The sequence below is a fragment of the Parafrankia sp. BMG5.11 genome (assembly GCF_004337455.1).
Genome location: NZ_SJXI01000044.1, coordinates 158,123 through 180,529 on the forward strand (window position 1 = coordinate 158,123; position 22,407 = coordinate 180,529).

Sequence of the window (22,407 nt, forward strand, 5' to 3'; positions counted from 1 at the left end):
AGTTCTCACGTGAGTAAGCGCACCTTCCAGCCGAACAACCGCCGGCGGGCCCGCACCCACGGGTTCCGGCTCCGGATGCGGACCCGCGCGGGCCGCGCCATCCTGTCCGGCCGTCGCAGTAAGGGCCGCAGCCAGCTCTCCGCCTGACGGCGGAGTGAGCGCGCCCGCCGCCGTCAGTCATGCTCCCCCGGGGCTCCCGAGTTCGTACCAGGCAGGAACACGCCCTTGTCGGGCGCTCCGGCCGGCGCGTTCGGGCAGGGTCAATCGTTGTCCACAGCGTGCAAACCGATGTGGACGGCCCGCCTCGAGCCGGGTTCGTCGTCGGCCGCCGGGTGGGTAACGCGGTGGTGCGTAACCGCGTCCGCAGGCGGCTGCGCGAGCAGACGCGCTCACGGCTGTCCTCGCTGCCACCGGGAACCGCTGTCCTGATCAGGGCGTTACCCGATGCGGCGGGTTCGTCGTCGGCCGATCTCGGCCGTTCACTCGACTCCGCCTTTCGTACCGTCCGTTCCCCGCGCCCCCAGCGATCGGCGCGGTCGGGATGAGCGCGGTCGCCGGCGTGGGCATCGCGGTCGCCGTCCTGGCGTTCGTCGATCTCGTTTTCGTCGCCCTCGCGGCGTCCGCCAGGTTCGCCACGCTGGCCAGGACGTCCGGTGACGCGGTGCGGGGCCCGCTGGCCTGGATCCTCGTCGCGGCGGTCAGGGTCTACCGGGCCGGCTGGTCGGGGCGGAACGCGGGCTGTTGCCGCTTCGAGCCGTCCTGTAGTGCCTACGCGCTGACAGCGGTGACCCGCCACGGCGGCGTCATCGGTGGCCTGTTGGCCATCCGCCGGCTGTTGCGCTGCCAGCCGCTTTCCGCGGGTGGTTACGACCCGGTGCCCGGTGAGGCGCCCGGAGGGTCCGTCGATCCCGGCACCGATCGGTGCCGGACGGCCTCGGGTCCGGTGGGCGCCGTCGACTCGGGTACGAGGCACGGGCATGGCACTGCGTCCCTCCACCGGGGGACGCGTTCCGAGATCGTCGGTTCCCGTCGCGGAACGCGGGTGTGAGGAGACAGTCTGGTGTTGGATCCGCTTTATCATCTCGCGGCGAACGCGATCGTCTTCTTCCACAGGGGTCTCGGGCCGATCTTCGGCGCGGACAGCTTCTTCGCGTGGGCGTTGTCGGTCATCCTGCTCGTCATCGCCGTCCGCATTCTGATCTTCCCGCTGTTCGTCAAGCAGGTGAAGTCCCAGCGGACCATGCAGATGATGCAGCCCCGGATCAAGGAGATCAAGGAGAAGTACGGGCACGACAAGCAGCAGATGCAAGCGGAGATCATGAAGCTCCAGAAGGAGCATGGCAATCCGCTGCTCGGCTGTCTGCCGATCCTCCTGCAGATCCCGCTGTTCATCTCGCTGTTCCACGTTTTCACCCACCTCGCTCCGATGAACGAGGGCCCCGGCGGCTCGCTGGTGTGGCGCCCACGGGTCGGTCTGTCCGCCGACCAGGTGGAGCAGATCGCCGAGGCGAAGCTCTGGGGTATCTCGCTGTCGAGCGAGTTCGGCTCGTCCCAGGATTCGCTGGACTTCCTGGGCGCGAACGGGACGAACGTCAAGATCCTCGCGATCGTGTTGATCGTCCTGATGGGGGCGACGACCTTCCTCACCCAGCGTCAGATCATGGCGCGGACCGGGCCGGTCGATCCGCAGCAGGCGATGGTCCAGAAGATCCTGCTGTACGGTTCGCCGCTCATGCTGGCGATCTTCGGGTTCCAGTTCCCGATCGCCGTGCTGCTGTACTGGCTGACCACGAACCTGTGGAGCATGGGGCAGCAGTTCTTCGTCATCAAGAAGATGCCGCCGATCAAGCCGCTCGGTGCGGGCGGCAAGGTGCCCGGCGCCCGGACGGCGCCGACTGACGGTGCCGCCGTCTCCCGGCCTGCCCCGGGTGCCCGCGCGGGCGCGAAGTCGAAGAGCCGTCCCCGTCCCGCCACGACGTCCCTGACGAAGGGCGCGGATTCCGGCGCTGGCGGCCAGGCGGCGGGTGAGAACGGGCGAGACTCCGGTTCGGGGGTCTCTGTCGGCTCCGGTGAGCGAGTGTCGAGCGCCCCGCCCGGAACCCGCTCCCGATCCGGCTCGTCCGCCAGCAAGCCGAAGACCCCGGCCAAGGCAGCCGGATCGAAGGCCACACCCAAGGCCACGACACCCAAGGCCACGACGGCCGAGGCCGCCGGCGGCGCGGGGAAGGCGGCCGCCACGAGCGAGATCGCGGACTCCGGCCGGGAAACCACCCCCGGTTCGGCGACGGCGGCAGCGGGCACGTCCCGGTCGAACGGTGTCGCGGAGTCGGAGGGCGCCTCCCGATCCACTCCGCCGCCGGTTCCCGCGGGGATGCGCCGCGCCCCCGGTGGGTCGCGGCCGGCCAAGCGCCGGGGGAAGGGCAAGCGACCGGGCGGGCGTCGCTGATGAGCTGGCGGTTGCCGCGCCCGGCCAAGCGCCCGGTCGCCGCCTGGAGGCCTGGCCCGGCATCGGTCCCGGTCCCGACCACAGGCATCGTCCGGGCTGGACGGCCCGTCCGGCCTGGACGCCCCGGTTCGTCCCGGGCGGTTGCCCCCCGTAACCGCCGCGCTGACCCCGCGGCGCCCGGACGTCCCGTACGCTCGGCATCGCCGCCCCCTTTCCCCTGGAGTAACGCTGATGACCGGTTCGGCACCTGACCTGGCCGTGGAAGGACCCGAGGCCAACGAGGCCAACGAGGACGGCCCGACGGCCGGGGCCGACACGACCGCGGTCGAGGACACCACGAGCTCGAACGGCTCGCACGGCTCGCACGGCTCCGACGAGCGCCGGCTCGCCGACCTCGAGCAGGAAGGCGAGATCGCGGCCGACTACATCGAGGGCCTGCTCGACATCGTCGACATGGACGGCGACCTCGATCTCGACGTCGAGGGCGGGCGTGCCGTCGTCGCCGTGGTCGGGGACGGGCTGGACAAGCTGATCGGGCCCGGCGGTGAGACCCTCGAGGCGCTGCAGGAGCTGACCCGGCTCGCCGTGCTGCAGAAGACGGGTGTCCGCAGCCGGCTCATGCTCGACGTGGGCGGTCACCGCGCCCGTCGCCGCATCGAGCTGCGGAAGGTCGCGACCAACGCCGCGGAGCGGGTCGTCGACACCGGCGAGCCCCAGAAGCTGGCCGCGATGACGCCCTTCGAGCGCAAGGTCGTGCACGACGTGATCGCCACGATCGACGGCGTGCGCAGCGAGTCCGAGGGCGAGGAGCCCACCCGCCGGGTCGTCGTTCTGCCTGACTGACGGCCGTGTACCGTCGCCGGAGCTTGTCCGGGGCAGGGAACCGACCGCGGATCTGACGCTCGCGCACGGTTCTGACACCGTGCGCGGCCGTGATGCCGTGGGCGTCCGCTGCCCTGGACGTCGGATGCACGGCGAGGGGAACGAGGGCGCCAGTGGTGCTGCCGAGAGTGGGCGGGCCGCCACCGGAACCGACCACGACGCCCGTGACCATCGCCGAGACGCCCGTGACCATCGCCGCCGAGCTCGGTGGGTTCGGTGGGCCGGCTGACCTCGGCGGTATCGGTGAACACCCGTCCGCGGCGAGCGGGCCCGCGCTGCTGGAGCGGGATTCCGCGTCCGCTGACCTCCCTCCCCGGGCCCGGCCATGGGGCTGGCGGCGACTCCGGGCTCAGTCGCGGCGGTGGGCCCGGAGGGCTCGGCCGCGACAGTGGGCCTGGTCGCGGCTGTGGCTGCCGGGCTTCGTCGCGCTCGCGCTCATCGCTCTCGTGGTGCTGCTGCGCGCCTACCTCGACCGACCATTCTGGTACGACGAGATCTGGCGCGGGCATTTCGTCAGTGAGCCGGTGGGCACCCTGTGGTCTGAGCTGGCCGCCGCGAACACGCCGTCGGCCCTGGGATGGCTGAGCGTCACCCGGCTCTCCGGGGATCTGTTCGGCTGGCACAGCTGGGCGTTGCGGCTGCCGGGCTTCGCCGCGCTGCCGGCGCTCGGCGCGCTGACGGCCGTTCTCACCCGGCGGTTCTCCGGAACCGTGGCCGCCCTGTTCGCGGTGTGTTGGCTCTGCCTGAACGCGACCTTCCTCGACCTCGCCACCCAGCTCAAGCCGTACACGATCGAAACCCTTGCCGCGGTCGCCGTCGTCCTGCTGTGGCTTGGCCCGGCGCCCGGTTCCGGAATCGGCTTCGGAGCCGGCGGTGTTCACAGCGGCGGGGACGTCCGTCCGCCCGTCCGTCTCGGCTCGGTTGACCGTGGTCGTCTCGTCCGCCGGACGGCAGCTGGCGTGATCTCCCTGTTCTCCGTCCCGGCGATCTTTCTCGTCATTCCGCTCGCGGTGATGGACGTCCTGCCCGGCCCGGACCGGCGGCGGAGGATCACCGAGACGCTGCCGAGTGTGGTGCTCGTCGCCGCGCACACGCTTCTCTTCATCGGCCACCAGTCCGCGCAGCGCGCCGGGGGCTACTGGGACACGCAGTTCCTGGCCGGGCGGAACCCCTGGCAGGCCGTGAGTTTCGTCGCCGAACAGCTGTGGCGGTTCGGCACCGGCTCACCGCCTGGGATCGACCAGTTCGATCCCAGTCTGGTGCCCGGATTTGTCGATCTTCCGGGGTACCTGCCGGGGCTGTTGGCCCCCGTGATCGTCCTGCTCGGGGCGATTGGCGCCGCCGCGCTCGCCCGCCGGTCGGACGGCCGCCGCGTGCTCGGCGCTCTCGCCGGGGCGGAGCTGCTCATGCTGGGCGCGAGCGCTGCCCGCTTCTGGCCGTTCGGGCCGACGAGGACGAACCAGTTCGTCGTGCCGATGTTCATCCTGGTCGTCGTGGTTGGTGGGGATCGCGTCATCCGCCTCGCCGCCCGCCGGGCGGGTCGGGCCTGGCACGCCGTCCGCTGTTCGGGTGCCGTGCCGGCCCCCCGCACATCGCGAGACCCGGAGGTCACCGACGCCGCCGACGTGACGGCCGTTCCGGATCACCCGGATAGTCCCGCCGATCCGCTCGTCCCGCGTGTCCTGGATGTCGGGCGCGCCCCGGCCGGCCGGTGCGTGGTCGATGCGAGCGGTGCGGTGGCGGTGATCCTGCTCGTGGTCCTCGCGGCGGGCGTGGCGCTGTCGGGTGCTGTGTCCGGTGACAGGCTCGTCTGGGAGCGGCGGGATCGGATGCGCGGCCTCGACCTCATGGTGGACGCGGCGGTGGCCACCCGGCGGCTGGTTCGTCCCGGGGATCTTGTCGTGGTCGGCGGCCGGCTCGCCCGCCCAGGCTGGATCTACGCGATGGAGGTCAGCACGGACGCCCCCCGGGCGCCCGAAGGTCTCCCCCGGCCCCGCGTGGAGCGTGCCCCCGGAACCGCCGCGGGCGGGACCGGCGCCGGAACCACCTCCAGGACCGAGCCGCCCCGGGTGGTCCGTGCGGAGACCGTTTTCGTCGATCCCGGCCTCCGTGATTCCGTGGGCCGGCTGGTGCCACTTGCTGTGCAGCTGGAGAGGCCTCGCCGACCCGGACGTCTCGTCGTCTTCGTCTTCGATATCGATGCGGCCGCGATGGCTCCGGGGCTGGCGGCGTTGCGGGATGAAGGCTGGTGCCCCGGTGAGAGCTGGCGGTTCCGGCTGACCGGTTCGGTCACGGTCTACTCCGACTGCCCGAAGCCTTCAGTCGCGAGCCGCGGATGATTCACGGGAAACGTCGCCGAGCCGCTTAATTCCTGGCACTGAATTTCCGGCACAACGCCTGTCCGGCGCATCACCTGACGCGCCTCGGCCCGGTCGGCGCGGCCAACTGAGTCGGCCGGGCACCGCTATGCCTGGGTCGGTGACTCCGTCCGACCGGAGGGCGGGCCAATCCCCAACGCCTCCCCCGCGGACCCGATGCCCCCGCCGGGTTCCCGCCGCGGGCCCGCTGACTGCTGTGGCCGTCCGGATTCGTCGCTCGCGCTGGCCGGACATGTGGGGCTCCGCAGACCTTGGCCAACTGTTCTGGTGCGACGAGATCTGGCCCGACCAGGTGAGTGGCCCGAGGAGCCACTGATCGGTGGTCCGGAAGGCATGTTGCTGACAACGTACTCGAACGAGGAGAAGGCCGACCGGGCCCGAAGAAGGCGTTCAGGTTCCATCCGCTGTGGCCGTTGGACGGGTCCGGGGGACCTGTGTCGGTGCTGCTGAGCATGGGTAATGTCCTCAGGTGCGCGATCCGGTTCACGATGCTCAGCGACGGGTGTGGGCAACGCGAGAGCCGGTGATGCCGGGCAACTCCTCGCGTCGCAAGGGGTATGTCCTGCCTTTGCCAGTCGTGAGGCGGTCGATCCGATATCCTCGAGGAGGATGCGGTCGCCACTGATCCCGACTGGCGGTGTATGCGCATAGCCCAATATGCGTCCAGTCCGGACCGCAGAAGAGAGCTCCGCCGGACCAGAGCCTCCTGGTCCGGCCTCCGTAACAGGTCGCGAGCATGGAACAGTGCTGCCCTGGCGGACGGAGATGGCCTGAGACTCGCCGTATTTTTTTACCTGACCGGCCGCGTCGATGACCGTCGGAAAGGGATTGTGCGTGTCTGTCGGAGGTTGGCGTGCCCGCACGGTCGCATCGGTTGTACTGTCTCTGCTGGTCGCAATGGCCGCAGCCGCGGGTCTACTCATCGAAATGCGGCCGGGTGCCCACGGCAGAACTACACGGGCATCAGACCTCGCGACTCAGACCGCGGACGCTGTCTCCGCAGGCGACGACCTGGCCAAGTTTGTCGACCCGTTTATCGGCACTGCGCAGCAGCGTCATGATGTCATACCCGGCGATGGGGTCGCGGGTGCCTTTCCAGGAGCCGCGGCGCCGTTCGGGATGGTCCAGTGGAGCCCGGACACCAACGGACGGGCGGCTGCGGGGTCGGGCGGGTACCGGTACACCGACTCAGTAATAGACGGATTCAGCCTGACCCACTTACATGGCACGTCGTGTCCTGCGGCCCAGGATATTTCGATCATGCCGTCTACCGGCTCCTATCCCTTCTATCCACCCACCGGCGCCGTGGACGAGCCATCGTTGTGGGGCGCCGGATTCTCTCATGGCGACGAGTCGGCCACACCCGGTCGCTACAGCGTTCAGGTCACCTCCCCGGTGGGCGATCGGATAGGTGTGGATCTCGCCGCCGGAGCCCGTGCGGCGATTGGTCGCTTCTCGTTTCCGGCAGGCGTGGCGGGATCCCTGGTCCTCGACGTGGGACGCCGTGCCGACGGCGCCGGCCGGGCGGACCTGCATGTGGACTCCGCCACCGGGGAGGTTTCAGGCTCGGTGACCAGCCGGGTCTTCTGCCGGCAACCAGCCGTCAGCACGCTTTACTTCGTCGCGAGACCCGATCGGCCGCCGGCGGCTGTGGGTACCTGGTCGGCGGGGCGATGGTCACTGAGCCCGGACGTGGCCGACGAAGGAGGACCCACCGCGACGTCGCGTTCCGCATCGGTCGGAGTCTGGCTGAGAATGCCACCGGCAGCAGACGGAGCGGTCATGCTCCGTGCTGCTGTGTCCTATACCAGCGTCGAGGGGGCGCGCGCCAACCTCGAGGCCGAGTACCCCAGCAGTGTCGACGCGGTCGCGAGCGCCACCCGCGCCGAATGGAACCGGAGGCTGTCGACCGTGTGTGTCGCCTCCGCGCCACGGTCCGAGTTACGCACCCTGTACACAGCGCTCTATCACGCGATGCTGGGCCCCGGTGCCGTCAGCGATGCCGACGGCACCTACCGTGGCTGGGACGGATCCACCGCCGCCGCCCAGGGATGGACCGCACGCAGCGGGATCGCGGGCTGGGACGCCTACCGCAGCTCGTTCCCATTACTGGCGATGCTGGCTCCGGACGTCGCCACCGACACCGCATGGTCGTTGATGGCCGGCGCCATGCAGACCGGGTCGGTGCCAGGATGGACTCTCGCGACCAGTCGGCCCGACGTCATGCCTGGCGACGGCGGCACGGTCCTGCTTGCCGAGGCGGTGGCTCTCGGGTTGCCCCTTGACCCAGCACAGGCTTTGGCCGCCGCGCTGGCCAGCGCGGCCCGCCGCCCGTTCGCGGCCGAGTACGACCGACTCGGCTTCGTCCCGGTCGGCCACGCCGGCCCCGCGGATGCTGTGTCCATCACTCTCGAGTACGCCCTCGCGGACTTCGCGACAGCGCAACTGGCGCTTGCCGCGAACCGGCCCGAAATCGCGGCTATCTTCACCGAACGGTCGACGCGCTGGCGGTCGGTATGGGATCCGGTCAGTAAGCTGCCCGCCCCGCGCAGCACGGACGGTGGCTTTCTACCGGTGGAGCCGACGACCCTGCCCGGCTACACCGAAGGCACCGCGGCCCAGTACTCATGGCTGGTTCCGCAGGATCCCGATGGCCTCGCCGAGGCGATGGGCGGACGGCGCGTCGCGGTCGACCGGCTCGCCGACTTCCTCGCCCGGCTCGACGACGGCCCGATCGGGGCACATGCGGAGATGGGAAACCAGCCCAGCCTTCTCGTGCCCTGGCTCGGTGGATCGTTCGGCGCCGTCGATCTGACGATCGACGCTCTCGACCGGACGCGCCGGACTTTGTTCCGGGATACTCCCGACGGTCTGCCCGGAAATGACGACACCGGGGGCCTGTCCGCCTGGTACGTGCTCGCCTGGCTTGGACTGGGCCCCGTCCAGCCGGGAACAGACCTGCTCATCGTCACTCCGCCGGTCGCCCCATCGGTCGAGATCACCCTTCCTCACGGACAACTTCGGTTGGTGAACCAACAGGTCGGCGGGGTGGATGGTCGCATACCGGTCGGGCTGAGACGTGACGGCGAGCCGCTCCCCGGGCCCTGGACCCGGTTTCGTGATCTCAGCGCAGGAGCGACTCTGACCTGGTCACTGTCCGATCAGCCGACCGCCCGGGGTACGCAGAACTGACCGGATCATCGTCGACGCGGTGTCCTGCAGCCAGGCGGAAGATCCGGGCCAACCCGCTCCTGTGCGCCAGACCGCCAGACCACCAGACCGGTGATCGAAAGATCTATTACTTTGCGTAGAGGGGATCGTCTCGCAGAGCCAGGTCGGCGACGTTGGTCGGAGTTTGTGTCAGTGCTGGTTGGATGCGGGTGAATCTGCCCGCCGGCTTGGTGATCGACTCCGCCTGCTCCGCTCGTCCCGCCGCGAGCGATGGATGATTCACGGGAAACATCTGCCCGCGGTGTCGGGTTTCTGGCGCCGAATTCCCGACACAGCACCTATCAGAGGCATCACCTGACGCGCCAGCACGGGTCCACCGGGGATGCTGGTGTGGTGCTTTCGCGTCGCACCCTCCCGTCTCGCCCCGAGCCGCCGCGGCCGCCTGCCGCTCGCTCGTCCATTCCGGGATGTCCGGACCGTCCGCTCTCAGCCCGGGGCGGGCCACATCCGAGCCTGGATCCGCGTGCCTGGCGCGCCTTCGTGACCTGGTCGACAGCTCGGACCGCTCAGCTTGGCCGGCTGGGCCTGCCGGGTGCTCCGGTGGTTGAGGTGAATCGGTGACACCGCCCGAAGGGACGGCGGGCGGCCTCCGCCCCGACTCCTCCCCCGGCGATCCGCTGCCCCCGCCGTCGGATTCCTCGGCTGCGCCGGCGACGACATCCGAAGGCCCGACCGGCGCCGCCGAGGTGGTTCCCGACGCCGCTCGGACCGTCTTCGGTGATCGTTTCGGTCTCGCGGTGCGGTATGTCGAGATGCTTTCGACGGCAGGAGTCGAGCGAGGGCTGATCGGTCCGCGGGAGACCGGCCGGCTCTGGGAGCGCCACCTTCTCAACAGCGCGGTCCTGGCCGAGGCCGTCCCCACCCGTTCCGCCTCCCCCGGTTCCGACGAGGCCGCCCTCGAGGTCGTCGACGTCGGCAGCGGCGCCGGCCTTCCCGGAATTCCGCTCGCGCTCGCCCGCCCCGACCTGAGGGTGACCCTGCTCGAGCCGATGGAAAGGCGCTGCCGTTTCCTCGCGGAAGCCGTGGCCGAGCTCGGTCTGGCGGGTCAGGTGGAGGTCGTACGGGGACGAGCGCCGGACGTCGCCGAGCTGCCTCCGCATCGCACATTCGACGTTACGGTGGCGCGCGCAGTAGCCCCTTTGGGACGTCTTGGCGCGGTACTGCTGCCGATGACCCGTCCGGGCGGTGTCATGCTTGCACTGCGCGGTTCGCGAATCCTTGAGGAATTGCAGGCCGCGCGTAGTGATCTCGATTCCCAGGGTTGGCGCGAGGTGAACGTCATGACGTGCGGGGCTGGCCTGGTGGACGAACCCACCCGTGTTCTGTGCGCGACGCGGTCACCTCAGGCGACCCAAGGGGACGGCGGGAGGGGACGGCGCGGCGCGGATGACCGGCAGGCCAGACGGACGACACAGCCACGGCGACCACGGGAGGGCACTCGTGATCGACCGGCACGTGGGAGGTCCCGTTCCACGTGAAACAGCGATGCCATATCAGACGGCGAGGGCACCTGAAGCAGCGTCGGCGGGTCGAGGCGGCCTGGCACACGGGGGGAGTCCGGGTGACACGTCCGGCCTCCCGGGCCTGGACCCCCTTGACTCCTCGACCCCGATCGGAGCGGCGGCGGCAGCAGCGGTGGAAGCACTGACGATGGAACGACGACGACCCTTTCCTCGACCCAGCCGGCGACGTGTCATCACTGTCGCCAACCAGAAGGGTGGCGTCGGCAAGACGACGACCACCGTCAATCTGGCCGCCGCACTGGCCATGCACGGAGTCCGTGTACTGGTCGTGGACCTGGACCCGCAGGGGAACGCCTCCACGGCGCTCGGTGTGGACCACCGGTCCGGCACTCCCTCGATCTACGAGGTGCTGCTCGGTGACCGCCCACTCGACGAGGTCGTCGTGCGGTCCAGCGAGTCCAGCGGGCTGTTCTGCGCACCGGCGACGATCGACCTCGCGGGCGCCGAGATCGAGCTGGTCTCGATGGTCGCGCGGGAGACCCGCCTGCGTCGGGCCATCGACGGCATGCGGAACGAGGTCGACTACGTCCTCATCGACTGCCCGCCGTCGCTGGGGCTGCTCACGGTCAACGCGCTCGTGGCGGCCCGGGAGCTCCTGATCCCGATCCAGTGTGAGTACTACGCGCTGGAGGGTCTTGGTCAGCTGCTGCGTAACGTCGAGCTGGTCCAGGCCCATCTCAATCAGGAGCTCCGGCTGTCGACCATCCTGCTGACCATGTACGACTCGCGCACCCGGCTCGCCGATCAGGTCGTGCACGAGGTGAAGGAGCATTTCGGGGACAGGGTGCTGAGCACCACGATCCCGCGCAACGTCCGGCTGGCCGAGGCGCCGAGCTACGGTCAGTCCGTCCTGACCTACGACCCCGCCTCCCGCGGGTCGCTGTCCTACCTGGCCGCTGCTCGCGAGCTCGCCGAGCGCGGAGTCGACCCGGCTCCACGTGGCACCGCCGGGAGCGCCCGCGATGGGGCTCCCAGCGGCCCCATCCCGACCGGTGGGGCTCCGGTGAACGGCCACTCCCCCGCAGGGCACGCGCCGCCCACCGGCCGCGGCACGGGCGCCGTCCAGGCCAGCCCTGACCGGCACGGCCCGCCGTCCGGCTACGGCGCAGACGGCGGCGCAAACGGCCGCAGCGACGGACGTGCAGACAGCCGTGCAGACAGCCGCGCAGACGGCCGCGGCGCGGACGACTACGCCGCCGCCGACGGCTACGGCACGGATGGCTACAACGCCACCGACAGATACGGCGCCGCCAATGGATACGGCGCTGACGACAGCTACCCCGCCGACGACGACCGGTACGGCACGCCCGCCGACGGCTACGACTCGCCGGGCGGTCACGCCGCTCCGGCCGGGCCGTCCACGCCGGACGGCTTTGCCGTTCCGGACGGGCCGATGGTCCCGGGTGCACCCAGCACCCGGGACGGGTACGGACGGCCCAACGGCTACGGCCCGCACGGCGGTGCCGCGGGTCCTGGCGGTCCGAACCTGAACGGGGCCGGTCGATGACGGCGCGGCGTGGTGGTCTGGGTCGTGGTCTTGGCGCGCTCATTCCGGCGGCCGCCGAGCCGCAGGACGGCTACCAGAGCAACGGCCTGGACCACGCTCCGGCAGCGGCTCCCGTCCCGGTCGCGGGCGCGGTCTTCCGGGAGATCCCGGTGGACTCGGTGACCCCGAATCCGCGCCAGCCACGCACCCACTTCGACGAGGACGCCATCGCGGAGCTCGCCGCGAGCCTGCGCGAGGTGGGGCTACTGCAGCCGATCGTCGTCCGGGAGCTTCTGCCCGGCCGCTACGAGCTGGTCATGGGCGAGCGGCGCTGGCGCGCGTCGAAGCTCGCCGGGCTGGAGCGGGTGCCCGCCATCGTCCGGGACACCGCGGACGACGCCATGCTGCGCGACGCCCTGCTGGAGAACCTGCACCGCCAGCAGCTCAACCCGCTCGAGGAGGCCGCGGCCTACGAGCAGCTGTTGCGTGACTTCGGGGCGACCCACGAGGAGCTGGCCGGGCGCCTGGGCCGGTCGCGCTCGCACGTCACGAACACGATTCGCCTGCTCGGGCTGCCGCCGGCGGTGCAGCGTCGGGTGGCGGCCGGAGTGCTGTCCGCCGGGCACGCCCGCGCACTGCTCTCGCTGGAGAACCCCGACGCCCAGGACAGGCTGGCGACGCGCATCGTCGCCGAGGGCCTGTCCGTGCGGGCGGTGGAGGAGATCGTGGCCCTCGGCGAGGAGGGGCCCCGCAAGCGGGCTCCGCGCGGGCCGCGGGCGGCCGAGCCGGCGCTGACCAGCATCGCCGACCGCCTGTCGGACCGGTTGGAGACCCGGGTCAAGGTGGACATGGGCCGCAGCAAGGGCCGCATCACCGTGGAGTTCGCGACGATCGAGGACCTGGAGCGGATCGTCGAGGTGATGTCCCCGAACTCGAAGGTCTCCTGACCTCGGTACCAGGCCTCGGGGCGCACGTGGCGGACACGTGCGCCCCGAGGCATGTCCGGGGTGTGTGCCCGTCCCGGTGCGGTCCCGCTCAGACGGTACCGGGGACGGGGTTCACCTGGCGCAGGACGCCTTCGGGATTCATTGAGCCGAGCAGGCGCTCCAGGGCGACCTCGACGTCCTCCCGCCAGCTGACGGCGTTCTTCACCTCGAGGCGCAGGCGGGGCCAGCGGTGGTGCGGGCGAACCGTCTTGAACCCGACCGCGAGCAGGTAGTCGGCGGGCACCACGCAGCGGGTGCCGGAGTCGCGCAGGTCGCCGAACGCCTCCAGAGCGCGGTAGCCGCGCCGCGTGATCTCCTTGGCCACCGACTGGATGAGCACCCGGCCCAGGCCCTGGCCGGTGAACTCCTGGACGATCTGTGCGGTCATGAGCAGCACCGCGTCCGGGCTGACGGGGCTGGTCGGGAACGCCACGGAGCGCGGGACGTACGCCGGCGGCGCGAACATGACGAACCCGGCCGGGACGTTGTCGATATACACGACTTTTCCGCAGCTACCCCATTCGAGAAGCGCCGCCGAGACCCAGGCCTCCTTCTCGATGTCCGTGCCGCCGGCCTCCTCGGCCCGGCTGCGGGCCACCGGGTCGAGCTCCCAGAAGACGCACCTGCGACAGGGGAGCGGCAGGTCGTCGATGTTGTCGAGAGTGATGTTCGCGATCCGACGACTCATCGAGCCAGCCCTCCCAGCGGTCCGGACGACCGTCCCCGGCCGATTCTTCCGCTTACTTCGGACAGCCTAGGACGGTCGTCAGCGCATGTGGCCACGGGCACGCCGTGACCTGTTCCACGTGAAACCTCGCCAACGGATTACACGTTCCCGGGACGTCCACCACAAAGCCGGTCGCGGTAGTGAAACACGACAAGCGTGCGGGACGGGGGAGCGACCGCGGAGCCGTCCGGCACGGCCGGCGGCGGCAGTAGCCAGGCGTGGTGCGGCGAGGCCTCAGGCGCGCGCCGCGATGCGCGGGACGCGCAGCTGCCCCGTTGGCGGGTCCTGCTCCGGCGGCAGGAACAGGCGCTGTGTGGCGGCGAGCAGGCCCTCCGCGACGGCGGCCCGGAACTCGGTCGACGCCAGCGCGGCGGCGTCGTGAGTGTTGCTGAGGTAGCCGAGGTCGATCTGGACAGCGGGCATCCTGGTTCGGCGGAGCAGCTCCCAGGTCTTGGGATGGGCGCGGCAGTCCACCATGTCGGTCCGCGAGACGATCTCGCGCTGCACCAGCGCGGCGAAGCGCTCACCGACCGCCGACGAGCCTCGCGCGTGGCCGTAGTAGTACGTCGAGACACCCTGGGCCTGCGCGGAGCCGCTCGCGTCCACGTGCAGCGAGACCAGCAGGTCGGCGCCGATCTCGTTCGCCCGCGCCGCGCGTTCCGCCTCGGGCGGCGACTCGTGTGGCCCGTGCACCGGGTAGGCCTCCAGGCCGGACGCGAGCAGCCGGGCCTCCAGCCGTGAGGCCAGGTCGGCCATCAGGTCACGCTCGCACAGCCCACCACTGGACACGCCAAGGTCGTCGCCGCCGTGCCCGGGGTCGATGGCGACGACCATGCCGAGCAGCGACGGCCCCCGGGCCAGCAGGCGCATGGACTCGCGCAGGACGTCCGGGCGGCCACCGGTGACCGTGCGCTCGAGGCGCTTGAGCTCGCGCAGGGTCCGCGGCCCGCAGAGGCCGTCGGGGTCGAGGCCCCGGTTGCGCTGGAAGTCCCGCACGGCCGAGTCCGTCCGTGCTCCGAAGATGCCGTCCGCGCGGCCGACGTCGAAGCCCATGTTCGACAGCCGCTCCTGCAGGGCGGCGACGTCATCGCCGACGAACGGGTGAGTGACGCTGTAGTGAAGGAGCCGGTCGCCGAGGCGGCGGCGAGCCTCCTCGATGGCCCGGAAGGTGTCGGGTCCGATGATGCCGTCGACCGACAGCCCGCGGCTCTGCTGGAACGCCCGGACGGCGTTGTCCAGCTCGCTGTCGAACTGGTCGGTGGCGTCGACCGGGCCGCCGTTCCCGCCGTTCCCGGCGTCGCCGGCGGGCGACGCCGGGAACGGGTCCGGACCCGTCGCGGTGGAGGTCCCGAGGGCACCCGGACCGGGGCCGTCAGCCGCATCGGTCTGGCGGGGTGCGACGGGAAGAAAACCCAGGTGGATGAAAGCTGCCCGGGCCTCCGCCACAGAGGGGTCACGGTCACCAAGACGCAGCAGCTTCACGAATGAGTACCTTTCGAGTCCGCGTTCATCGAGCCGTCGACCTGCGTCGGGCGGTTCCGCCGCCGAATCCCGGTCATCAGATTAGGCCATCGGTCCCGGGCAGTGAGGACGGCGATCCCCCTCGTCCGGCTTTCTGCCTCGGTGCACCGTGCTCCGGTCGGGCCCGGTCCGGACCTGAGGTCGGAGCCCGGGCTCGGTGGGGTGGCCGCCGAAGTGAACTGCCTGAGTCACTCCAGGCGCCGCCGGGCCGACTCACTTCGGCGTGAACCCCGCCTGGAGGTGGCCATCCTGGGGAAACGGTCGATGACTACCCGATGTGACCAAAGGTGACGTGTGCGGTGCAGGGGCCGCCCTGCGCCGCACATTCGATCATGTTTACGGCCCGCTCAGGGCCACTAGCGGCCGACGGTCCGGAAACATCCACCGGACGTGTGCTCCTGGCTACCGAAAGTTCCGAACAGTCGGACCCTGCGCGGCGCAGGCCGGTGCCGACTCCGCGGTGCCGGCGGAGACGAAGACGGCCCGCTCCGAGATCGGAGCGGGCCGTCGAGGTCGACCATGGCCGGCGGAGTGCGCTGGCCCGGCCCGGGCGGGGCCGGGCGCGGTCTGGATCAGATGTAGGACGACAGGTCGCGCAGCAGCGCGGCCTTCGGCTTCGCGCCGACGATGCTCTTGTCGATCTCGCCGTTGACGAAGACGGCCATCGTCGGGATCGACATGATCTGGTACTGCCGCGCGACCTCCGGGTTCTCGTCGATGTTGAGCTTGACGATCCGGAGCTTCTCGCCGTGCTCCTTGGCGATCTCCTCCAGTACCGGCGCGACCATCTTGCACGGGCCGCACCACTCGGCCCAGAAGTCGACGAGTACGGGCTTGTCGCTCTTGAGCACCTCGACGGCGAACGTGCCGTCCGTCACCGCGGGGGTGGAGCCTGCCATGGCGTTCTCCTCAGGGTTTGCGCTCTTGTGTCTTTGGACTGGTGGTTGACGGCTGTGCTGTGGCGGGGCTCCCGCCACAGCACAGGTTGGTCCGCGTCAGGTCGTCGCGGCGAGCTCCGGTGCCGGTACCCGGGGCGCCTCGGCGGCGCTGTCAGCGGCGCCCTCCAGGCTGGCGATGTAGCGCTCGGCGTCGAGGGCGGCGGAGCACCCGGTGCCGGCCGCGGTGATCGCCTGGCGGTAGGTGTGGTCGACGACGTCACCGCAGGCGAACACACCCGCGATGTTGGTCTGGGTGGTCGGGTGGGCCACCTTGATGTAGCCCTCGCCGTCCAGCTCGAGCTGATCGTGGATCAGATCCGTGCGGGGGAGGTGGCCGATCGCCACGAACAGGCCGGTGATCGCCAGCTCGTCCGTCTTGTCGGTGACCGTGTCACGCAGCCGGACGCCGGTGACCTTGTCCTCGCCGAGGACCTCCTCGACCACGGCGTTCCACCGGAACCGGACCTTCGGGTTGGCGAACGCCCGCTCCTGCATGATCGCGCTGGCGCGCAGCTTGTCGCGCCGGTGCACGATCGTCACCGACTTCGCGAACCGGGTGAGGAAGGTCGCCTCCTCCAGCGCCGAGTCGCCGCCGCCGACGACCGCGATGTCCTGGTCCCGGAAGAAGAAGCCGTCACAGGTCGCGCAGGCTGACACGCCCCGGCCGAGCAGCCGGTCCTCGTGCTCGACGCCGAGCTTCTTGTAGGCCGAGCCGGTCGCGACGATGACCGAGCGGGCCAGGTAGGTCTCGTCGCCCACCTTGACCACTTTCGGATCCGCGGCCAGGTCGACCTCGGTGACGTCGTCCGCGATGAGCTCGGCGCCGAACCGCTCCGCCTGGGCGCGCAGGTTCTCCATGAGCTCCGGCCCCTGGATGCCCTCGGGGAAGCCCGGGAAGTTCTCCACCTCGGTCGTGGTCATCAGCGCGCCGCCCGCGGACACCGCGCCCTCGAAGACGACCGGCTTCAGGTTCGCCCGGGCGGTGTAGATCGCCGCGGTGTAGCCGGCCGGCCCCGACCCGATGATGACGACGTCCAGGACGCGCTCGCCGGAACGCTCCGCTCCGGCGGCCTGACCGGCCTGGTCCTTGCCCTGGGCTGTCACACCCACTCCCTTCACGACTGTCGTACGAGGCTTCGTCGACTCTGTCGATCGTTGGCCCCGCCGACGTGATGTCTGCCCCCATAACCGTCGCGGACCGCCGCTGATTCCACCGCTGGGTCACCGTGGCAAGGGGGGCGTGCCCGTCCGTACGTGTGTGCCGTCCTGTCGCCGACCACCGCCTACAGCGCGCGGGTCGTGTTCACGGTGTACAACACCGCGCCCGGCATCGGTACCACGCCGCAGCGTGCGTCGATCACGACGACCCGCGCGGCGGCGGGCTGGCCGGCGACCGAGAGCACCACCAGCAGCGCCCGTTGGCCGTCGAAACGCACCCGGTCGAGGGCCAGTACCGATCCGCCCGTCTGGGCGGTGAGGCTGTCGTAGCACATCCGCAGTTGTGGGGTGTCGATCACGCGGGCGAGCGTCTCCGGCGTCGTGGCGGACGCGGCCGACGGATCCGTTCCCGGCACCGTGGTGGACGCGCCGTCGTCGGTGGCCTGTTCCTCGCCCGCGGCGGGCGGCACGGACGTCGCACCGGAAAGCGCAGGCAGGACGGACCAGGTGAGCATGGTCGTCGGGATCCGCCCGGTGAGCAGGCTCCGGCCGTGCACGACGATGTCGCCGGCCCGGACCGCCTCTCCCGAGTCGGCGACCATCGTGAAGGCCGCGGATGGCTCCTCGGGCGTTCCGCTGGCACTGGGGACGGCCGCGGCGGCGGCCGGTCCGGGAACCCGGGCGGCTTCCGGACCGGCCGTCTGGGAGGCCCCTGACAGCGCCGTGGGCGCGTCGTTGGCCGCGGTGGAGCTCGCGTCCCCGCCGCCCGCGGTCAGCCCGCGCAGGGTCAGCACAGCCGCGCCGAACGCCACCAGCGCGACGCAGGTCGCCGCGATCGAGACCCAGTCGCGGGCGACCCGGCCGCCGGCACCGGCGAGCCCGCCGCGCCGCCGCCCGCCGCCGTGCCGCGGGGGCCGCGGCGCCCCGGAGATCGGCGGCCTGCCCGGCTCCGTGCTCCCCCGTGTGGTGCCGTGTGCCGTGATGTCCGGCCCGGCGATGCCCTGCTCGGCGATGCCCGGCGCCGTCGTGTCTGGCGCCCTGGTGCCCGGAGTCCTGGTGTCTGGTGCCGAGATGGTTGTTGGTTCGCCGATGCCTGGCCCGGCGGTCCCCTGCTCGGCGATGCCTGAGTCGCGGTCGGCCGCGTCGGGACCTGTGCCAGCGGTGCCTCGGCCTGCGTTGCCCGGAGTGCTCTTCCGTTCGAACTCGCCAGGGGCGACGAGGCCCGCGGCTGGCAGCGAGCCGACCCGCCCGAGGCGGCGGCGTGGCCGCGGCGGGCCGCCGACAGTTCCCGCGCGGGGACCGCGCCCCGACCGGGCGCTCTCCCGTGCCCGGGTGTCCGTGGCCGACCTGGCGGCCAGCGCGGCCTGGATGCGCTCGGCGACGTCGGCCGGCATCGTCATGCTCGCGAGGCGGGCGAGGTCGGCGCGCACCCGGCGCAGCGCCGTGAGCGCCTCCTGGCAGGTGGCACACGAGTGGACGTGGCGCTCGACCCGGGCGGTCGCGGGCTCGAGGGGGAACCCCTGATCCGAAGGGTCCGGCCGGGCGTCGAGGTAGGCGTCAAGCGCCTCCACGTCGGGATGCCCGCCGGTGGTGCGACCGTCGGTCATGCGCTGGGCGGCCGTGCCGGCCCGGGTACGCGGGCCACGGTCGCCGGGGCGCCAGCCCGGATCAGGGGCGTGGGCGCCGTGTTCGTCCGTCACCACCGCTGATCACCTCCTCCGGCGAGTCAGCCGCCCGGCCGTCGTGCCGGTCCGGTCGGCGGGTCCCGGGACGCCGGCCGCGCCCGGCATCTCGGCGGGTTCGGCGGCGGCGCCACGAGTGGTCGTGCCGGTGGGGTCGGTGCCGTCCGCATCCGCGCGGTCGGACCCCGCCTGCTCGACCGGCCGGTCGTCGACCAGTCGGTCGACCGGTTCGTCGGGACCGCCGGCCGATGTGTCGTACCGTCCCTCATCACAGACGGAAGGCGAGGCCGGCTGGTTCCCGGCGACGGGCCGCCGAGCCCGTTCGGGGGCAAGGTGCCCGAGCAGGACGGCGAGCCGCGCCCGGCCGCGCGCGCAGCGGCTCTTGACCGTCCCGACCGGTATGTCCAGCAGTTCGGCCACCTCGGCGACCGAGCGGCCCTCGACGTCCACGAGGACGACCGGGGTGCGCAGTGTGACCGGAAGCATGCCGAGCGCGGCGCCGACGTCCATCCGGGTGTCGTGCTCGGCGATGGCGTCCCGGGCGTCGGCCGGCTCGTAGGGGGCGCCGTCGGGGGCCGAGGGCATCGGCACCGTCGGGCGCACGGCGCGGCGGCGCAGCCGGTCGAGGGCGGCGTTGGTGACGATCCGGTGCAGCCAGGTGCCGACAGCCGCCTCACCCCGGAAGTCGGCGGCCCGCCGGTGCGCGGAGAGCATCGCCTCCTGGACGGCGTCCGCCGCCTCCTCGGTGTCCTGCAGCAGCGCGAACGCCACCGACCACAGCCGGTCGGCGTGCGCGCGGAACAGCTCGCCGAACGCCGCCGGGTCACCCGCCACGTGCCGGCGCAGCGCCGCGAGGTCGGCCTCGGGAGCCCGGCCGGAGGATCTGGCCCCGGCCGCCGCGGGAGGGTTCACCGGGTTCTCTGGACCGGCAGTCGCCGCCGGGGCCCGGCGCGCATCGATCTCGACCCGCCGCACATGATTCCGTCCGGTCAGCCCCGGAACTCGATCTCCGCGATCGATCCCTTCGTGGACGGAAGCTCGGTCAACCACAACACCCAGTACCGATGAGTCGGCTGCTCGGACGGCATGCTGATGCGGACCTCGCCCGTCTTGTTCTGCTGCGGCACACCGATGACCGAGTAGCCGTCGATGTTGTCCGAGAGTGAGTCGCCGGCCCGCAGCTCAAAGGTGATCGGGCCTTCTCTTCCGACGGTGACGACAACTTCGCTCGGGGTTATCGGCTGGTTGAAGTCGAAGCGCAGTCCCACGCCCTTCTTCAGACCGCCGAACTGCGGGCTCGCGTATCCGTCGGTCGTCCACTGAGTGCCCGGGTTCTCGTCGGTGGCGAGTGAGACGAGGTCCGGCTTCTCCGCCCCGTCACCGCCCGGGGGCGGGTCGAACGAGGTGACCGAACCGAAGGGGATCCGGTTGCCGGAGGGCACCACGGCCATCGAGGAAGGGCCGGTGTCCCCGCCCGGGCTGTCGCCGCCGTCGTCCTTCGGGCGCAGGGCGATCACGGCCACCACGGCGACGAGGGCGACGACCACCAGCAGGGCCACCCACGGCAGGACGCGGCGGACGGTGCCGCCGCCCGACCCGCCACCTTGGCGGTGGCCGCCGCCGGCGGGCGGGTAGCGGTCGTCGTCGTACCGGCGCTGCTCGGGCGCCTCGCGCTGCGACGGGTAGCCGCGGTCGCGGTCGTCGTAACCGCCCCGGCCGCCGTAGCCGCGGTCGTTGTAGGAGGTCTGGTCGTAGGCGTCGCGGCCCAGGTAGGAGGTCTGGTCGTAGCCGCGGCGGTCGTAGTCGTCGCGGCCGCCGTAGCCGTTGCCGCCGGAGCTGTTCCCGCCGGCGTAGCCCTGACCCGGGTAGTCGGAGGGGGCGGGGTAGTCGTCCGTGGCCGGGTTGTAGCCGTCGACCGACATCGCCTCGGTGCTCGCGGGGCCGTCGTCACCGAGACTCATCAGGCCGGTGTCGAGGACCTGGTCGACCGGGCTGACCGCCTCGAGCTCCGAGACCAGCTCGGCGGCGGTCGTGATCGGCGCGCCGGCCCGCTCGTCGCCGAGGGTCGCCAGGGTGATCGCGTCGAGGTCGCGCGGGACGGCCGAGTTGATCTGCCGGGGGGTCCGCAGCCGGCCGTCGCTCGTCGGGGCGGCTGGCAGCGCGTGCTCGCCGAGCAGCGGCCAGGTGCCGGTCAGCCCGGCGTACAGCAGCCCGCCGAGGGCCCGGACGTCCGCCAGCTCGGCCGAGGGGGGTGCGTCGTCCTTCTCCGGGTCGGAGCCGATGGTGGGCTCCGCGCCCGTCGCCGCGCCGTCCAGCCCCGCGAGGACGCCGCCGATCTCCAGGTCGACGACCTTCACGGTGCCGTGGCCGGAGACGATCACATCGCCGGGGTTGAGCCCGCCGTGGTGGATGCCGCGGTCGTGCGCGGCGGCGAGGACGCGCGCCGCCGCCAGGACGATGGCCCCGGCCTGTTCGGGGCGCAGTGGCCCGTTGGTGGCGAGCTGGCGCAGGGTGCGCCCCTCCACCCACTCCGAGACGACATAGGAGACACGTGCCGTGCCGGTGGTCGTGGTCGTGGCGTCGTAGGTCGACGCGGCGCCCGGGTGGACCAGCCGCCCGGAGTTGATCGCCGCCTTCAGCAGGGCGCGGGCCGCGTCCTCCCGGACAGCCGGATCGATCTCCGCCGCGGCGTCAGGGTCGACGTGCTCGACGATCCGGACGGCCACCGGCCGGGCGAGCGTGTTGTCGTCACCCCGCCACAGGGTCACCGGGCCGCGGGTGTTCAGCGGCGCCAGGAGGCGGTAGCGGCGGTCGAGAACGGATTCGGCCAGCACGGCCGTGCTGGCCGGGCGCTCGCCCGGCGAGTCGGTGGTCACGTCGTTATCGACGTCCGCGCCCTGCGGTCGGTTGCTTCCGTCGACCACAGCGCCTCCGTCGTCCGCATACCCGCCGGCCGACCCGACGGCGGGTTGCCCCACCTCACCCGGGCAGGGGATCCGCCCAGCGTTCCGCCACTGCGAACGAACATCCCGGACACCCTCCGTCGCATCGGAACGCATCGTGTGACCAACGCGACGAGCTGGGTGCTGCGCCTGGTTCACCGGCGACGTTGGGCGGGGCCCGCGCACAGCGTGTTCAGTGTACGAGTCCGGCCCTGGCATCTCGCGGATGTCTCCGGACAAGCCAGCTTGGCACACCGGGGCGAACCATCCGCCTATGGACACGCCATGGACCCGGCATGCGATCGCGCGGAATCAGTGGTAACGCACCGATCTTCACCCCCAAACCTGATTGACGCCTCCAGAGGATCACTTTCTGTGCGTATCCGGGCTTGAGTGTGACAAAACTTTACCGAATGATTTTCCGGCGTTACTTAACGTCGCGTCGATGTGTTGCTGGTGGCATGGGTGTGGACGGGGTTCCGCTGTCGGCTCCGGGCGCCGCTCGCC

At 71.5% G+C, this 22,407-nt stretch carries 16 protein-coding genes and 1 pseudogene; 10 read left to right on the forward strand and 7 right to left on the reverse strand.

Annotation, left to right across the window (positions count from 1 at the left end):
• Positions 1-9: 9 nt before the first annotated feature.
• The 10 genes and pseudogenes from rpmH (at position 10) to E0504_RS28120 (ending at position 12,893) form a co-directional block, all read left to right on the forward strand.
• A complete protein-coding gene (gene rpmH / locus E0504_RS28075) occupies positions 10-147 on the forward strand; it encodes a 50S ribosomal protein L34 (RefSeq protein WP_071065016.1) in 138 nt (45 codons plus the stop codon).
• 32 nt (positions 148-179) lie between these two features.
• Positions 180-545, forward strand: coding sequence for a ribonuclease P protein component (rnpA, locus tag E0504_RS28080; protein ID WP_020464713.1), 366 nt, complete (start codon positions 180-182; stop codon positions 543-545).
• On the forward strand, positions 542-1,048 hold the full coding sequence (gene yidD, locus E0504_RS28085; protein ID WP_071065015.1) for a membrane protein insertion efficiency factor YidD: 507 nt from the start codon (positions 542-544) through the stop codon (positions 1,046-1,048). Before rnpA ends, yidD begins: the two co-directional genes overlap by 4 nt.
• A gap of 12 nt (positions 1,049-1,060) precedes the next feature.
• The gene (yidC, locus tag E0504_RS28090; RefSeq protein ID WP_071065014.1) at positions 1,061-2,446 is read left to right on the forward strand and encodes a membrane protein insertase YidC; all 1,386 of its coding nucleotides are present in this window, start codon (positions 1,061-1,063) and stop codon (positions 2,444-2,446) included.
• Positions 2,447-2,677: 231 nt separating this feature from the next.
• Positions 2,678-3,289, forward strand: coding sequence for a R3H domain-containing nucleic acid-binding protein (locus E0504_RS28095; RefSeq protein ID WP_131626110.1), 612 nt, complete (start codon positions 2,678-2,680; stop codon positions 3,287-3,289).
• Positions 3,290-3,441: 152 nt separating this feature from the next.
• Positions 3,442-5,667, forward strand: coding sequence for a hypothetical protein (locus tag E0504_RS28100; RefSeq protein WP_112108067.1), 2,226 nt, complete (start codon positions 3,442-3,444; stop codon positions 5,665-5,667).
• Positions 5,668-6,633: 966 nt separating this feature from the next.
• On the forward strand, positions 6,634-8,898 hold the full coding sequence (locus E0504_RS28105; RefSeq protein ID WP_112108085.1) for a GH92 family glycosyl hydrolase: 2,265 nt from the start codon (positions 6,634-6,636) through the stop codon (positions 8,896-8,898).
• Between the two features lie 596 nt (positions 8,899-9,494).
• The gene (rsmG, locus tag E0504_RS28110; protein ID WP_112108068.1) at positions 9,495-10,415 is read left to right on the forward strand and encodes a 16S rRNA (guanine(527)-N(7))-methyltransferase RsmG; all 921 of its coding nucleotides are present in this window, start codon (positions 9,495-9,497) and stop codon (positions 10,413-10,415) included.
• Positions 10,378-11,388: pseudogene (locus tag E0504_RS54355) on the forward strand (ParA family protein); the annotation flags it as partial. The gene rsmG and the pseudogene E0504_RS54355, both read left to right, overlap by 38 nt.
• A gap of 575 nt (positions 11,389-11,963) precedes the next feature.
• Positions 11,964-12,893: a ParB/RepB/Spo0J family partition protein gene (locus tag E0504_RS28120; RefSeq protein ID WP_112108069.1), complete on the forward strand. Its 930-nt coding sequence runs from the start codon at positions 11,964-11,966 to the stop codon at positions 12,891-12,893.
• 88 nt (positions 12,894-12,981) lie between these two features.
• Here E0504_RS28120 and E0504_RS28125 read toward each other — a convergent pair whose 3' ends face one another.
• The 7 genes from E0504_RS28125 to E0504_RS28155 form a co-directional block, all read right to left on the reverse strand.
• Positions 12,982-13,620 (reverse strand): GNAT family N-acetyltransferase, encoded by a 639-nt coding sequence (locus E0504_RS28125; protein ID WP_112108070.1) that lies wholly within the window; start codon positions 13,618-13,620, stop codon positions 12,982-12,984.
• A gap of 273 nt (positions 13,621-13,893) precedes the next feature.
• Positions 13,894-15,141, reverse strand: a complete 1,248-nt coding sequence (locus tag E0504_RS28130) for an N-acetylmuramoyl-L-alanine amidase (protein WP_112108071.1) — start codon at positions 15,139-15,141, stop codon at positions 13,894-13,896.
• 611 nt (positions 15,142-15,752) lie between these two features.
• Entirely contained in the window at positions 15,753-16,079 is a 327-nt protein-coding gene (gene trxA, locus E0504_RS28135; RefSeq protein WP_071065006.1) for a thioredoxin, read from the reverse strand.
• Between the two features lie 96 nt (positions 16,080-16,175).
• Positions 16,176-17,222 carry a thioredoxin-disulfide reductase gene (gene trxB / locus E0504_RS28140; RefSeq protein ID WP_083391147.1) on the reverse strand — a complete coding sequence of 349 codons (1,047 nt, stop codon included), beginning with the start codon at positions 17,220-17,222 and terminating at the stop codon, positions 16,176-16,178.
• Positions 17,223-17,401: 179 nt separating this feature from the next.
• Complete coding sequence (locus E0504_RS28145) at positions 17,402-18,979, reverse strand: anti-sigma factor (RefSeq protein WP_112108072.1); 1,578 nt, start codon at positions 18,977-18,979, stop codon at positions 17,402-17,404.
• 6 nt (positions 18,980-18,985) lie between these two features.
• Positions 18,986-19,870: an RNA polymerase sigma factor SigM gene (gene sigM, locus E0504_RS28150; protein WP_112108087.1), complete on the reverse strand. Its 885-nt coding sequence runs from the start codon at positions 19,868-19,870 to the stop codon at positions 18,986-18,988.
• 77 nt (positions 19,871-19,947) lie between these two features.
• Positions 19,948-21,882, reverse strand: a complete 1,935-nt coding sequence (locus E0504_RS28155) for a protein kinase family protein (RefSeq protein ID WP_112108073.1) — start codon at positions 21,880-21,882, stop codon at positions 19,948-19,950.
• Positions 21,883-22,407: the final 525 nt, after the last annotated feature.

Excerpts from the sequence above, each read along its gene's own strand:
- E0504_RS28105 (WP_112108085.1), top strand. The coding sequence starts at position 6,634 with ATGCGGCCGGGTGCCCACGGCAGAACTACACGGGCATCAGACCTCGCG.
- yidD (WP_071065015.1), top strand. The coding sequence starts at position 542 with ATGAGCGCGGTCGCCGGCGTGGGCATCGCGGTCGCCGTCCTGGCGTTC.
- rnpA (WP_020464713.1), top strand. The coding sequence starts at position 180 with ATGCTCCCCCGGGGCTCCCGAGTTCGTACCAGGCAGGAACACGCCCTT.
- E0504_RS28095 (WP_131626110.1), top strand. The coding sequence starts at position 2,678 with ATGACCGGTTCGGCACCTGACCTGGCCGTGGAAGGACCCGAGGCCAAC.
- trxA (WP_071065006.1), bottom strand. The coding sequence starts at position 16,079 with ATGGCAGGCTCCACCCCCGCGGTGACGGACGGCACGTTCGCCGTCGAG.
- E0504_RS28120 (WP_112108069.1), top strand. The coding sequence starts at position 11,964 with ATGACGGCGCGGCGTGGTGGTCTGGGTCGTGGTCTTGGCGCGCTCATT.
- E0504_RS28125 (WP_112108070.1), bottom strand. The coding sequence starts at position 13,620 with ATGAGTCGTCGGATCGCGAACATCACTCTCGACAACATCGACGACCTG.